Raw genomic sequence first — 13,195 nt, forward strand, 5'->3', positions numbered from 1 at the left:
GGTGATCAGCCTTTCACTGCGCCGGCCGTCAAGCCGCGCACGAAGTATTTGCCCGCGATGACGTAGACCAGCAGCGTCGGCAGCGCCGCGATGAGCGCAGCCGCCATGTCCACGTTGTATTCCTTGACCGAGCTGGTCGTGTTGACGAGGTTGTTCAGGCCCACGGTGATGGGCTTGCTGTCGGCGCCGGAGAAGACGACGCCGTAGAGGAAATCGTTCCAGATCTGCGTGAACTGCCAGATCAGCGTCACGACCAGGATGGGCGTGCTCAGCGGCAGCACGATGCGCCAAAAGATCTGCCAGAACGAGGCGCCGTCCAGCATGGCCGCCTTGACCAGCTCGTCCGGCAGGCCCACGTAGTAGTTGCGGAAGAACAGGGTGGTGGAGGGCAGGCCGGCGAGCACGTGCACCAGCACCAGGCCGCTGATGGAGCTGGCCATGCCCAGCCAGCCCAGCACCTGGCTCATGGGCAGCAGCACCACCTGCATGGGCATGAACACGCCGAACAGCATGAGCGCGAACATCAGCTCGCTGCCGCGAAAGCGCCACTTGCTCAGCACGTAGCCGTTGAGCGCGCCCAAAGCGGTGGAGATCAGCACGGCCGGCACCACCAGCAGCACGGAGTTCAGGAAGAAGGGTTGCAGGCCGCTGCAGTCCGTGCCGGTGCAGGCGCTGCTCCAGGCGCGGCTCCACGCCTCCAGCGTGGGGCTGGTAGGCAGCGACAGCAGGTTGCCGTCGCGGATCTGGGCCATGTCCTTCAGCGAGGTCACGACCATCACGTACAGCGGCGCCAGGAACCAGGCGGCGAACACCAGCAGCACGGCCCACAGCACGAGGCGGTGCAGGTTGAGGCGCCGGCGCGACATCGCGGCGGGTGCGGTGGCACCGATCACGGAGGAGGAGGGCATGGTGGTGGCGAGGGGTGAAGTGCTCATCGCTTGCTCCTGAGCTCGGAGTAGAGGTAGGGCACGACGATGGCGGCGATGGTGGCCAGCATCACGGTGGCGCTGGCGGCGCCCAGGCCGATCTGGCCGCGGGTAAAGGCCATGGCGTACATGAAGGTGGCGGGCAGGTCCGTGGCGTAGCCGGGGCCGCCGGCGGTGAGGGCCATCACGAGGTCGAAGCTCTTGATGGCAAGGTGGCTGACCACCATCAGGGTGCTGAAGAACACCGGGCGCAGGCTGGGGACGATGATGCGCAGGTAGATGCGCGGCAGCGTGGCGCCGTCCACTTGGGCGGCCTTGATGATGGCGTCGTCGATGCCGCGCAGCGCGGCCAGGAACAGCGCCATCACGAAGCCCGCGGCCTGCCACACGCCGGCGATGGCGATGCAGTAGATGGCCTTGTCCGGGTCCACCAGCCAGCCGAAGCTGAAAGATTCCCAACCCCACTGCTGCACCGTGCGCTCCAGGCCCAGGCCGGGGTTGAGCATCCATTTCCACGCGGTGCCGGTGACGATGAAGGAGATCGCCATCGGGTAGAGGTAGACGGTGCGCAGCACGCCTTCGGCGCGCACCTTCTGGTCCAGCAGGATGGCCAGCAGCAGGCCAAGGCCCATGGCGCCGGCGATGAAGAGGCCGCCGAACACCGCCATGTTGGTCAGCGCCACGTGGAAGCGCTCGTTGTGGAACAGGGCCACGTACTGGTCCAGGCCCTGGAGCTCGTAGTTGGGCAGCAGCCGCGAGCCCGTGAGCGACAGGTAGCCGTTCCAGGCCATGAAGCCGTAGATGAACACGAAGGACAGCGCGAAGCCGGGCGCGATCACCAGCTTGGGCAGCCACGGCGTGCGCAGGTTGGAAGGGGCGGACATGCAAGCCTCTTGGTGGAGCCCAATGGATTCATTGGGCGTGAGAGGGCCCCACCCGGCGCGCGCGGCGCAGGTTTCAACGGGCCGGTGCGCTGGGGGGGCGCCGACGACGGGTGGGGAAATTCAGGCGGCCGCGTCAGGCGCGGCCGCGGGCGTTGGTCAGCTGCTCTTGGCGGCGGCGGCCAGGCGCGACATGGCTTCCTTGGGCGTCATGCGGTCGTTGTTCCAGAACTGGCTCACGACGTCCTTGATGGCGCCTTCGACCGATGCCGGCACGGCCATGCCGTGGGCGATGCTGGGCACCAGGGTGCCGGCCTGGGCGCTGGCGGCGAAGTCCTTGGCGGAGGCCTTGGCGCAGTCGTCGAACTTGGAGAGGTCCATGTTCATGCGCACGGGGATGGAGCCCTTGTTGATGTTGAAGGCCTCCTGGAACTGCGGCGACATCACGGCCGCGGCCAGGTCCTTCTGGGCCTTGACCTTGTCGTCGCCCTTGACCTTGAACATGGCCAGCGAGTCCACGTTGAAGGTAAAGGCGCCCGCGCTGCCGGGGGCGGCCGTGCAGACGAAATCCTTGCCCGGCTGCTTGCCCGCAGCCATGAACTCGCCCTTGGCCCAATCGCCCATGAGCTGCATGCCGGCCTCGCCCTTGACCACCATGCCGGTGGCCAGGTTCCAGTCGCGGCCCGGGGCGTTCTTGTCGGTGTAGCCCTTGATGCGGCGGAAGGTGGTGAGCACCTTCTCCATGGTCGGCCCGTTGAGCGTGGCCGCGTCGAGTTGCACCAGCGCCTTGCGGTAGAAGTCCACGCCGCCCAGGCCGAGCGCGACGCTCTCGAAGATGGTGAAGTCCTGCCAGTTCTGGCCGCCGTGGGCCAGCGGGATCACGCCGGCCTTCTTCAGCGCCTCGGCCGTGGTGAAGAACTCGTCCCAGTTGGCCGGCAGCTTGGCGCCGGCCTTCTTGAGCACCTCGGGGTTGGCGTAGAGCCAGTTGACGCGGTGCACGTTGAGCGGGGCGGCGACGTAGCTGCCCTTGTATTTCATGACGTCGGCGATCTGCTTGGGCAGCAGGCTGTCCCACTTCTCGGCCTTGGCCACGTCGTCGATACTGGCCAGCACGCCCTCGGCGGCCCATTCCTGCAGGGACGGCCCCTTGATCTGGCCGGCGGCCGGGGCGTTGCCCGACACCACGCGGGATTTCAGGACGGTCATCGCCGAGTCGCCGCCACCGCCGGCCACGGCGAAGTCGCGCCAGGTGTGGCCCTTGGCCTGCAGCATGGACTTCAGCGCCGCGGCGGCCTTGGCCTCGCTGCCGCTGGTCCAGTAGTGCAGCACCTCGACCTCGCCGGCGCGGGCCGCGCCGCAAAGCGCCATGGTGGCGGCAGTCGCCGCAACGGCCAGCAGGGCGCGGCGCGGGGTGGGGCGGTGGGTGGTCATGGGGAAGTCTCCTTGCGGGCGCCGGTTGTTGCATCCGGCTTGATGGTTGCACTGCACGCGGCCTGCTGCGGCTGCGTTGGATGCAAGTATTAATGTGACGTTAATGTCTTAATATGAGGTTAAACCCTGAAGGCGCGCCGTGCCGGCGTGCAAGGCGGTGCGCGGGCCGTGAAGGGTGCAATGTGCCGTTAAGCTTCGGCCATGCGACTCCTGCTTGCGGAAGACGATGCCTTGCTGGCCGATGCGCTGTCGGCGCAACTGCGCCAGGTGGGCTTTGACGTCGAACATGTGGAAAACGGCGCGGTGGCGGAATACCTGCTGCTGCGGCAATCCTTTGATCTGGCCATCCTGGACCTGGGCCTGCCCATGCTGGACGGGCTGAGCGTGCTCAAGCGCGTGCACGCGGCCAAGCCCAGCTTCCCCGTGCTGGTGCTCACCGCGCTGGACGACCTGGAAAGCCGCGTCACGGTGCTCAACGCCGGGGCGGAGGACTACCTCACGAAACCCTTTGATTTTCCCGAGCTGGAAGCGCGGCTGCGCGTGCTGCTGCGGCGCTCGCAGGCCGCGTCGCAGGCCGCGCCCGCGGCCAGCACGCTTGGGCGCCTGTTGCTGGAGCCGCAGGCTCGCCGCGCCAGCGTGGCCGGCGAGCCGCTGGAGCTCAGCCCGCGCGAGTGGACCTTGCTGGAGCAGTTGAGCACGCACCGGGACCAGGTGCTGACCAAGGAGCAGATCACGCAGGCCTGGAGCGGCGACGGCGGCGAGGCGGGTAGCGCGGGCGGCGCGGGCGCCGCGGGCAACTCCATAGAGGTCTACATCCACCGCCTGCGCCGCAAGCTCGAAGGGTCGGGCCTGAGCATCCGCACCGTGCGCGGCCTGGGCTATCTGCTGGAAAGCGGCGAGGCGCCGCGCGGCTGAAGCACCGCACCCGTACCGTTGTTTCACCGGGGCGCATCACCCGTGTTTTCCCCGCTCAAACGCCTGCTGCGCGGCTTCAACGCCGGGGGCTTGTCGCTGCAGCGGCAGTTGCTGCTGTGGCTGCTGCTGCCGCAACTGGTGCTGTGGATCGCGGGCGGCTTTGCCACCTACCGGCTGGCCGCGGGCTACGCCAACCGCGCCATCGACGACAGCCTCTCGCAGGCCACGCGCGCGCTGGCGCGGCAAATAAAGCCGATGGAAAACGGCTTGCTGATCGACTTCCCACGCGCCGCGCAGGACGTGCTGGAGGCCGACCCCGACGACCGCATCTACTACATGGTGAGCACGCCGCCGGGGCAGTTCATCCTGGGCAGCCGCACGCTGCCGCAGCCGCCCGCGCTGCAGGAGCCGCGCCTGAACGTGCCATACTTCTACGACGGCCGCATGGCGGATGACGCCTCGTCGCCGCGCCCGGCGCAGCCTGTGCGCGTGGCGGCGCTGTACTTGTCCTACGCCACGGAGGACTCGCCGCGGCAGCTGATGCTGGTGCAGGTGGCGCGCAGCAGCGCCAACCGGGAGGAGCTGGCGCGCAGCATCCTGGTGGACACGCTGCTGCCGCTGTCCGCCCTGATCGTGCTCATGACCATGATCGTGTGGGCGGGCATACGCGCGGGCCTGGCACCGCTGGCGCGGCTGCGCGGGGAGGTGGAAAGCCGTGCGCCCACTGATCTGGCGCCGCTGCACATCGAGCAGGCGCCGCGCGAGCTGCAGTCGCTTGCGCGGGCCTTGAATGAGCTGCTGGGCGCGGCGCGGCGCAACGTGGCGGCGCAAAAGCGCTTCATAGGCGACGCCGCCCACCAGTTGCGCACGCCACTGGCAGGGCTCAAGAGCCAGACGGAACTCGCGCTGCAGGGCTGCACGGACGCCGAGCTGCGCTCGCGGCTGGAGCGCGTGCACCAGAGCGCCACGCGCAGCGCGCATCTGGTCAATCAACTGCTGACGCTGGCGCGGGCCGAGCCCGAATCCGCCTTGGTGCAGGACCGCAGCGCCTTCGACTTGCGGCAACTGGCGCGGGAGCTGACGGCGGAGCTGGTCCCGCGCGCCCTGCGCGCCGGCGTGGACCTCGGCCTGGACCCGGCGCTGGAGGAAGACGGCGACGCCGTGCCCGTGCGCGCCAATGCGCTGCTGCTGCGCGAGGCGCTGAGCAACCTCATCGACAACGCCATCCGCTACGCCGGGCGCGGCTCGGAAGTGACGGTGCGCGTGCGCCGCGAAGGCGGGCAGGCGGTGGCCGAGGTGGAGGACAACGGGCCGGGCATCCCGGCCGCGGAGCGCGAGCGCGTCTTTGAGCGTTTCGTGCGCGGCACGACCACGGGCGACGGTTGCGGCCTGGGGCTGGCCATCGTCAAGGAAATCATCGAGCGCCACGCGGGCCAGGTGGAGCTGGCGGACGGCGCCGCGGGCGGGTTGCGCGTGGTGGTGCGGCTGCCGCTGGACGCGGGCGCGGCGGCATAGCGCAGCGAGGCGGCACGCCTGCGGGTTTAACCCGTGTTCATTTATTAATGAAGCATTAATAATTTAGGCATCGCGTTCACGTCGCTTGTTCCGATGCTTCCTATTCCCGCTCTTGCGCCGTCGCCTGCCGGTGCCGTCCTGCCGTCCGTTGAGCCGTCCGACTTGGGGCCGCTGCGCCTGGTGGGCGACGTGGGCGGCACCAATGCCCGTTTCGCACTGGTGCGCGGTGCGCGCGGCCTGCCGCAGATGCAGCGCACGCTGGCAACGACGGACCACCCGGACCTGGCCTCGGCGGTCGAAACCTATTTGGAAAGCCTGCACGGATTTCCGGAACGTCCTGTCGAAGCGGCCGTGGCCATCGCCTGTGCCGTGCAGGGCGACGGGCTGCGCATGACCAACAGCCGCTGGCAGTTCTCCATCGAGGCCACGCGGCAGCGCCTGGGCCTGCGGCGGCTGCTCATGCTCAACGACTGGGAGGCCATGGCGCACGCCGTGCCGGCGTTTCAGCCGCAAGACCTGCTGCACTTGGGCGGCGGCGCGCCGGACGCCTTGGCGCCTTGCGTGCTGCTTGGGCCGGGGACAGGCTTGGGCGTGTCTTCTCTCGTGCGCTCACGCGGCGGCGAATGGGTGGCCGTGGCGGGCGAGGGCGGGCACGCGACGCTGGCGCCCGGCGGCCCGCGCGAGGCGGACATCCTGCGCGCCACGTGGTCCGAGCACCGGCACGTCTCGGCCGAGCGGCTGATTTCCGGCATGGGGCTGGAAAACCTGTACCGCGCGATTGCCAGGCTGGACGGCGTGATGCCGCAGCCGCTCACCGCCGCCCAGGTGTGCGAGCGTGGGTTGGCGGGCACGGACGCGCAGTGCGCCGAGGCGGTGGACACGTTTTGCAGCCTGCTGGGCAGCGTGGCGGGCAACCTGGCGCTGACGCTGGGCGCGCGCGGCGGCGTGTATTTCGGCGGCGGCATCCTGGGCCGCTTCGGCGAGGACTATCTGCTTCGCCGCTCGCCGCTGCGCGCCGCCTTTGAAGCCAAGGGGCGGTTTGCGGGCTACCTGGAGCGCATTCCGACTTTCTTGATCCGCGCGCCGCAGCCGGCGCTGCTGGGCGCGGCGGCGGCGTTGGGGGAATGACGAAGTAGGGTGCGAGGCGCCTTGGCTTGCGATATGCCAAGGCGCCCCAGCGCCCTCAATGCATGCGCACCTGCCCGTACTCCCCCATGTCCTTGGGCGGATGCCCGGTGACGGCGGAGCGGGCCATCTTCAAGAGCTGCACGGCCTTGCTCTCGTGCACGTCCCAGTACTCGGCGTGGGTGATGCGCACGCGCACCAGGGCCACGTCGGGGTCGTCCGGGCCGTTGGGGAACCAGGCCTCGGTGGCGGTGTTCCACAGCGTGCGCTTGCGCCCGGCGTCCTCCACCAGCTCGGCCGTGCCGGCCACGGAGACGTAGGTGTCGCTGGACGGGTCGGCGTAGGCCACGTTGACCTGTGCGTCGCGCTGCAGGTCGGCGCAGGGCTCGCTGCTGCGCGACATGAAGAACCACAGCACGTCGTCCGTGTCGGTGCCGCGGTTTTGCGTGGTCATGGGGCGCGAGTGCAGGTGGCCGTTCTCGTGCCGCGTGGTGAACATGCCGAAGCGCATGTCCTTGATCATCTTCCACAGCTTGGCGATGTTGGCCGGGTCGTGCCCGTCGTGCGAGGCGTGGTCGGTGTGCTGGTCCTGGCTCATGGTTGTGGTTTCCTGCTGGGGTGGGCCGCAGCCCGGGACTGGGTGATCGGCAAGGGCCATTCCCGGGCCCAGGGTCCTGCGCGGGGCGGCGCGGCCATCGCCCGCGTTCCTCGCCGGGCCGGGAGCCGGCGCGTAGCATCCCCGGCATGAAGTGGCTTCGCCCGTGGCTGTACGGCCTGGCGCTCGCGCTCGGCCTGGCCGGCGCGTGGCGCGCGCTGGCCGATGCGTCCGCTCCTGCCTCCGCACCGGGGCCGGCGCCGGTGCTGCTGCTCACCGTCTCCGGCGCCATCGGCCCCGCGACGGCCCTGCGCTTCGAGCGCGCGCTCAAGCAGGCCGAGCAGGAGCGCGCCGCGCTGCTGGTGCTGCAACTGGACACGCCGGGCGGCCTGGACAAGTCCATGCGCGACGTGATCAAGCGCCTGCTGGCCTCGCCCGTGCCGGTCGCGGTGTTCGTGGCCCCGCAGGGCGCGCGGGCGGCCAGCGCCGGCACCTACATCCTTTATGCGGCGCACGTGGCCGCCATGGCACCGGCGACGAACTTGGGCGCGGCCACGCCGGTGGCGGTCGGCCCCGGCGGGGCGGCGCCGCAGGCCGCTTCGGCGCCCCAGGACGCCATGGCCGCCAAGCGCGTCAACGACGCCGTGGCCTACATCCGCGGCCTGGCGCAACTGCGCGGGCGCAATGCCGATTGGGCCGAGCGCGCCGTGCGCGACGCCGCCAGCCTGGACGCGCGCCAGGCGCTGGCGCAGGGCGTCATCGACCTCGTCGCCGACGACCTGCCCACGCTGCTGCGCCGCCTGGACGGCCGCACCCTCACCGTGGGCGAGCGCCGCGTGACCCTGGCCACCGCCCATGCGCCGGTCAAGGCCCTGCAGCCCGGCTGGCGGGACGAGCTGCTGGAGAGCTTGAGCGACCCCAGCGTCGCGCTGGCGCTGATGACCATTGGCCTCTACGGCCTGGTGTTCGAGTTCGCCAACCCCGGCTTCGTCCTGCCCGGCGTGGTGGGCGGCGTGTCGCTGCTGCTGGGCCTGTTTGGGCTGCAGATGCTGCCCATCAACCACGCCGGGCTGGCGCTGGTGCTGCTGGGCCTGGCGCTGCTGGCGGCCGAGGTGTTCGTCCCCAGCTTCGGCGTGCTCGGCTTGGGCGGCCTGGCCGCCTTCGGCCTGGGCGCGGCCCTGCTCACCGACGGCGAGGTGCCCGGCTTGGCCATCCCCTGGACGCTGATCGCCGTGCTCATGCTCACCTCCGCCGCCTTCATAGGCGGCGTGGCCATGCTGGCGCTGCGCACGCGCCGCCGCCCGCAGGTGGGCGGCACGGCGGTGCTCATGGGCGAGCCGGGCGAGCTGCTGGAAGTGGACGGCGACGCTGGCTGGGCCCGCGTGGCCGGCACGCCCTGGCGCGTGCGCGGCGTGGCCGGTCTATGGCCCGGCCAGCCGCTGCGTGTCACCGGCCAGGACGGCCTCACGCTGCTGGTACGGCCGGTTGAGGCGCCCAAGGATCACGACCCACAAGGAGAGGTGAGGACATGAGCGATCTGCTGCCCACGGGCTTTCTGGTGCTGGCGGGCTTTGCGCTGGTGGTGCTGCTGGTGAACTCGCTGCGCATCCTGCGCGAGTACGAGCGCGGTGTGGTGTTCCAGCTGGGCCGCTTCTGGAGCGTGAAGGGGCCGGGGCTGGTCATCCTCATCCCCGGCTTGCAGCAGATGGTCAAGGTGGACCTGCGCGTGCGCGTGATCGACGTGCCGTCGCAGGACATCATCACCCGCGACAACGTTTCGGTGAAGGTCAACGCGGTGCTGTACTTCCAGGTGGTGCAGCCGGACCGGGCCATCATCCAGGTCGAGAACTACCTGGGCGCCACCAGCCAGCTCGCGCAGACCACGCTGCGCGCCGTGCTGGGCAAGCACGAGCTGGACGAACTGCTCTCCGAACGCGAGCGGCTGAACCTGGACATCCAGAAGATCCTGGACGCCCAGACCGACAGCTGGGGCATCAAGGTGACCAACGTCGAGATCAAGCACGTGGACCTGGGTGAGTCCATGGTGCGCGCCATCGCCCGCCAGGCCGAGGCCGAGCGCGAGCGCCGCGCCAAGGTCATACACGCCGAGGGCGAATTGCAGGCCTCGCAGCAGCTCGCGCAGGCCGCCGAGATCCTGGGCCGCCAGCCGCAGGCGCTGCAGTTGCGCTACCTGGAAACGCTCACGGTGATCGCGGCGGACAAGAACTCCACCATCGTGTTCCCGCTGCCGGTGGACATCCTCGGTCCGCTGATCGAGGGCATGCGCCGCAGCGACAAGCCCCGCGACGCCGGCTGAGCTGCCCTTTCGTTGCCCCCGCCACCAACCCGCCCATCCGCCCACCTGCCCATGACCGCATCGCCCAAGCTCTACCGCAACTTCGCCACCCAGGCCGAGATCGACGGCCAGTACAACCCCTCGCTGGGCGTGGACGACCCCGCGGCCGAGATGCGGCACTACGTGGAGACCAGCCGCCAAGCGCGCGAGAAGCTGCCCAACGTGCTGAACGTGCCCTACGGGCCGACGCTGGCCGAGACGCTGGACATCTTCCCCGCCGCCCAGGCCGACGCGCCGGTGTTCGTGTTCATACACGGCGGCTACTGGCGGGCCTTGAGCGCGGGCGATTTCAGCGGCGTGGCCCTGGGCCCGCAGGCGTTGGGCATCACCACCGTGGTGGTGAATTACGCGCTGTGCCCGCAGGTCAGCATCGACGAGATCACCCGCCAGACCCGCGCGGCCGTGGCCTGGGTGCTGCGCAACATCGGCCAGTACGGCGGCGACCCGTCGCGCGTGGCCGTGGGCGGGCATTCCGCGGGCGGGCACCTGGCCGCCATGAGCCTGCTCGCTCCCTGGGCGCGCGACTACGGGCTGCCGGAAGACCCGCTGGCCGGCGCGCTGCTGTTCAGCGGCCTCTACGAGCTGGAGCCCCTGCGCTGGAGCTACCTGCAGCCCATGATCCAGTTGGACGAGGGCGTCATCCGCCGCAACTCGCCCACGCGGCTGGTTCGTTCCTGCGCCACGCCCGCGTGGGTGACCTGGGGCGCGCTGGAGTCCAGCGAGTTCGCGCGGCAGTCCATCGAGTTCGCCGAAGCGTGGCGGCGGGCGGGCAACGAGGTGGAGCTGTCCCCCGTGGCCGATACGCACCACTTCACCGTGATCCACGGGCTGGAGGACGCGGCCAGCCCGGTGTGCCGATGGCTCGCCGCTCGGCTGGGCCTGTGATTTCGCACTGAGCGTCAGCCTCGGCGCTCCTGCCGCCCGCCGCGGGCGGCCTTCTCCCACCATCCGTGAAACCCCGGGGTGCCGCCCCCCATTCTTCACTTGTTTGTCGCGATTTATGTATACAAAATAGGTGCACGATCTGCGGAAGGCACCACGCGTCGCCGCGGCATCGAAGCCGTCACGAGACCACTACAAGCGATGGAGACAGCATGAACACGATCGCCACCGGCGTCAGCGCCACGGCCCAGGCGGGGCCGGCGCACACCGAGGAATCCAATGCGCTCATCAAGCCGGGTTACGACCCGCGGCTGACCAACGAGGACCTGGCGCCGCTGAAGCGCCAGACCTGGGGCCAATACAACATCTTTGCCTTCTGGATGTCCGACGTGCACAGCGTCGGCGGCTACATCACCGCGGGCAGCCTGTTCGCGCTGGGCCTCTCCAGCTGGCAGGTGCTGGTGGCGCTGCTGGTGGGCATCTGCATCGTCCAGTTCTTCTGCAACCTCGTGGCCAAGCCCAGCCAGGTCACGGGCACGCCGTACCCCGTCATCTGCCGTGCCTCCTTCGGCGTGCTGGGCGCCAACATCCCCGCCGTCATCCGCGGCCTCATCGCCGTGGCCTGGTACGGCATCCAGACCTACCTCGCCTCCGCCGCCTTCATGGTGCTGGCGTTGCACTTCTTCCCCCACCTCGCGCCCTACGCCGACGTGCAGCAGCACGGCTTCGTGGGCCTGTCCACGCTGGGCTGGGTCGCCTTCATGGTGATGTGGACGCTGCAGGCCTTCGTGTTCTGGCACGGCATGGAGTCCATCCGCAAGTTCATCGACTGGGCCGGCCCCGCCGTCTACGTCGTCATGGCCGTGCTGTGCGGCTGGCTGGTGTGGAAGGCCGGCTGGGACAACATCAACATGAACCTGGGCGGCGTGAAGTTCCAGGGCTGGGACGCGCTGCCGGTGATGCTCTCGGCCATCGCCCTGGTGGTGAGCTACTTCAGCGGCCCCATGCTCAACTTCGGCGACTTCTCCCGCTACGGCAAGCATTTCGACGCGGTGAAGAAGGGCAACTTCTGGGGCCTGCCGGTGAACTTCGTGTTCTTCTCGCTGCTCACCGTCGTCACCACCGCCGCCACGCTGCCGGTGTTCGGGGAGTTGATCACCGACCCCGTGCACACGGTCAGCAAGATCGACAGCACCACCGCCGTCGTCCTGGGCGCGCTGACCTTCATGGTCGCCACCATCGGCATCAACATCGTCGCCAACTTCGTCTCGCCGGCCTTCGACTTCTCCAACTGCAACCCGCAGAAGATCAGCTGGCGCACCGGCGGCATGATCGCCGCGGTCGGCTCCGTGTTCATCACGCCCTGGAACCTCTACAACAACCCCGAGGTCATCCACTACACGCTGGACATCCTGGGCGCCTTCATCGGCCCGCTGTTCGGCATCCTCATCGCCGACTACTACCTGGTGCAGAAGCAGCAGGTGCACGTCGATGACCTCTACACGCTCAGCCCCCAGGGCCGCTACTGGTACCAGAACGGCGTGAACCGCCGCGCGGTGATGGCCCTGGTGCCGTCCGCCCTGATCCCCATGCTGTGCGTGATCGTCCCCGACTGGCGCGGCGCCGCCAACTACGCCTGGTTCATAGGCACCGGCCTGGGTTTCGTCTTCCACGCGCTGTTGAGCAAGCAACGCTGAGACCCGTGTGACCTGCAAGGGCTGCCCCGGCGGCCCTTGCTCCCCAAGCGCCCAGCGCAACCCGCAAGCACCCCCATGAAACTGAAGATCATCAACCCCAACACGACGGCCGGCATGACGGCCAAGATCGGCGCGGCGGCCCGCGCCGTGGCGCGGCCGGGCACCGACATCATCGCCGTCAACCCGGCCATGGGCCCGGTGTCCATAGAGAGCCATTACGACGAGGCCCTGGCCGTGCCGGGGCTGCTGCAGGAGATCGCCGCGGGCGAGCGCGCGGGCATGGACGGCTACGTCATCGCCTGCTTCGGCGACCCCGGGCTGCTTGCGGCGCGCGAGCTGGCGCGCGCGCCGGTGGTGGGCATCGCCGAGGCCGCCATGCACGTGGCCAGCCTCATCGGCGCTTCCTTCAGCGTGGTCACCACGCTGGACCGCACCCGCGGCCAGGCCTGGCACCTGGCCGAGCGCTACGGCATGAAGCGCTTCTGCGCCAACGTGCGCGCCTGCGAGCTGCCCGTGCTGGAGCTGGAGGTGCCCGGCTCCAACGCCCGCCAGCGCGTGCTGGACGAGTGCCGCCGCGCGCTGGCCGAGGACGGCTGCGACGTCATCGTCCTGGGCTGCGCCGGCATGGCCGACCTCTGCCGCGAGCTCTCCCAGGCCCTGGGCGTGCCGGTGGTGGACGGCGTGGCCGCGGCCGTGCAGCTCGTGGAGTCGCTGGCCGCCCTGGGCCTGCACACCTCCAAGCGCGGCGAGCTGGCCGCGCCGATCGCCAAGCCGCTGCGCGGCCTGCTCGAAGGTTTCACCTTGCCCTCGCAAGACCCGCTGGCGGCCTGAGCGCCGTCAGGGTGGCCGGGCGGGGCTGCTGCCTAAAATTT

General features: G+C 69.7%; 12 protein-coding genes. 8 read left to right on the plus strand and 4 right to left on the minus strand.

What is annotated here, in order from left to right; all coding sequences use genetic code 11:
• Window positions 1-5: 5 nt before the first annotated feature.
• The 3 genes from SM757_RS25075 to SM757_RS25085 all read right to left on the minus strand — a co-directional run bounded on the left by SM757_RS25075 (window position 6) and on the right by SM757_RS25085 (window position 3,238).
• On the minus strand, window positions 6-866 hold the full coding sequence (locus tag SM757_RS25075; RefSeq protein ID WP_066337274.1) for a carbohydrate ABC transporter permease: 861 nt from the start codon (window positions 864-866) through the stop codon (window positions 6-8).
• 65 nt (window positions 867-931) lie between these two features.
• Window positions 932-1,810, minus strand: a complete 879-nt coding sequence (locus SM757_RS25080) for a carbohydrate ABC transporter permease (RefSeq protein WP_066337227.1) — start codon at window positions 1,808-1,810, stop codon at window positions 932-934.
• Window positions 1,811-1,966: 156 nt separating this feature from the next.
• Window positions 1,967-3,238, minus strand: a complete 1,272-nt coding sequence (locus SM757_RS25085) for an ABC transporter substrate-binding protein (RefSeq protein ID WP_066337228.1) — start codon at window positions 3,236-3,238, stop codon at window positions 1,967-1,969.
• Window positions 3,239-3,439: 201 nt separating this feature from the next.
• Here SM757_RS25085 and SM757_RS25090 point away from each other — a divergent pair, with 201 nt between their 5' ends.
• From SM757_RS25090 to glk, 3 genes are all read left to right on the plus strand, one after another.
• A complete protein-coding gene (locus SM757_RS25090) occupies window positions 3,440-4,153 on the plus strand; it encodes a response regulator transcription factor (protein ID WP_322467486.1) in 714 nt (237 codons plus the stop codon).
• A gap of 42 nt (window positions 4,154-4,195) precedes the next feature.
• Window positions 4,196-5,668 (plus strand): sensor histidine kinase, encoded by a 1,473-nt coding sequence (locus SM757_RS25095; protein WP_322467487.1) that lies wholly within the window; start codon window positions 4,196-4,198, stop codon window positions 5,666-5,668.
• A 162-nt stretch (window positions 5,669-5,830) separates the two neighbouring features.
• Entirely contained in the window at window positions 5,831-6,796 is a 966-nt protein-coding gene (gene glk / locus SM757_RS25100; RefSeq protein WP_322467488.1) for a glucokinase, read from the plus strand.
• Window positions 6,797-6,851: 55 nt separating this feature from the next.
• Here glk and SM757_RS25105 read toward each other — a convergent pair whose 3' ends face one another.
• Window positions 6,852-7,391 carry a pyridoxamine 5'-phosphate oxidase family protein gene (locus SM757_RS25105; RefSeq protein WP_084267527.1) on the minus strand — a complete coding sequence of 180 codons (540 nt, stop codon included), beginning with the start codon at window positions 7,389-7,391 and terminating at the stop codon, window positions 6,852-6,854.
• Between the two features lie 146 nt (window positions 7,392-7,537).
• Between SM757_RS25105 and SM757_RS25110 the strand changes: the two genes are divergently transcribed.
• From SM757_RS25110 to SM757_RS25130, 5 genes are all read left to right on the plus strand, one after another.
• Entirely contained in the window at window positions 7,538-8,920 is a 1,383-nt protein-coding gene (locus SM757_RS25110) for an NfeD family protein (protein WP_322467489.1), read from the plus strand.
• Window positions 8,917-9,705: a slipin family protein gene (locus SM757_RS25115; RefSeq protein WP_322467490.1), complete on the plus strand. Its 789-nt coding sequence runs from the start codon at window positions 8,917-8,919 to the stop codon at window positions 9,703-9,705. The genes SM757_RS25110 and SM757_RS25115 overlap by 4 nt, the downstream gene beginning before the upstream one ends.
• Before the next feature lie 51 nt (window positions 9,706-9,756).
• Window positions 9,757-10,629, plus strand: a complete 873-nt coding sequence (locus SM757_RS25120) for an alpha/beta hydrolase (protein WP_322467491.1) — start codon at window positions 9,757-9,759, stop codon at window positions 10,627-10,629.
• A 209-nt stretch (window positions 10,630-10,838) separates the two neighbouring features.
• A complete protein-coding gene (locus SM757_RS25125; protein WP_322467492.1) occupies window positions 10,839-12,323 on the plus strand; it encodes an NCS1 family nucleobase:cation symporter-1 in 1,485 nt (494 codons plus the stop codon).
• A 75-nt stretch (window positions 12,324-12,398) separates the two neighbouring features.
• Window positions 12,399-13,154: an aspartate/glutamate racemase family protein gene (locus SM757_RS25130; protein ID WP_322467493.1), complete on the plus strand. Its 756-nt coding sequence runs from the start codon at window positions 12,399-12,401 to the stop codon at window positions 13,152-13,154.
• Window positions 13,155-13,195 lie beyond the last annotated feature (41 nt).

The organism is Azohydromonas lata (assembly GCF_034427735.1).
Classification (GTDB): Bacteria; Pseudomonadota; Gammaproteobacteria; order Burkholderiales; family Burkholderiaceae_C; genus Azohydromonas; species Azohydromonas lata.

Coding starts and splice junctions, on each gene's coding strand:
- SM757_RS25075 (WP_066337274.1), bottom strand. CDS start 866: ATGTCGCGCCGGCGCCTCAACCTGCACCGCCTCGTGCTGTGGGCCGTG.
- SM757_RS25080 (WP_066337227.1), bottom strand. CDS start 1,810: ATGTCCGCCCCTTCCAACCTGCGCACGCCGTGGCTGCCCAAGCTGGTG.
- SM757_RS25085 (WP_066337228.1), bottom strand. CDS start 3,238: ATGACCACCCACCGCCCCACCCCGCGCCGCGCCCTGCTGGCCGTTGCG.
- SM757_RS25090 (WP_322467486.1), top strand. CDS start 3,440: ATGCGACTCCTGCTTGCGGAAGACGATGCCTTGCTGGCCGATGCGCTG.
- SM757_RS25105 (WP_084267527.1), bottom strand. CDS start 7,391: ATGAGCCAGGACCAGCACACCGACCACGCCTCGCACGACGGGCACGAC.
- SM757_RS25110 (WP_322467489.1), top strand. CDS start 7,538: ATGAAGTGGCTTCGCCCGTGGCTGTACGGCCTGGCGCTCGCGCTCGGC.
- SM757_RS25115 (WP_322467490.1), top strand. CDS start 8,917: ATGAGCGATCTGCTGCCCACGGGCTTTCTGGTGCTGGCGGGCTTTGCG.
- SM757_RS25120 (WP_322467491.1), top strand. CDS start 9,757: ATGACCGCATCGCCCAAGCTCTACCGCAACTTCGCCACCCAGGCCGAG.
- SM757_RS25125 (WP_322467492.1), top strand. CDS start 10,839: ATGAACACGATCGCCACCGGCGTCAGCGCCACGGCCCAGGCGGGGCCG.
- SM757_RS25130 (WP_322467493.1), top strand. CDS start 12,399: ATGAAACTGAAGATCATCAACCCCAACACGACGGCCGGCATGACGGCC.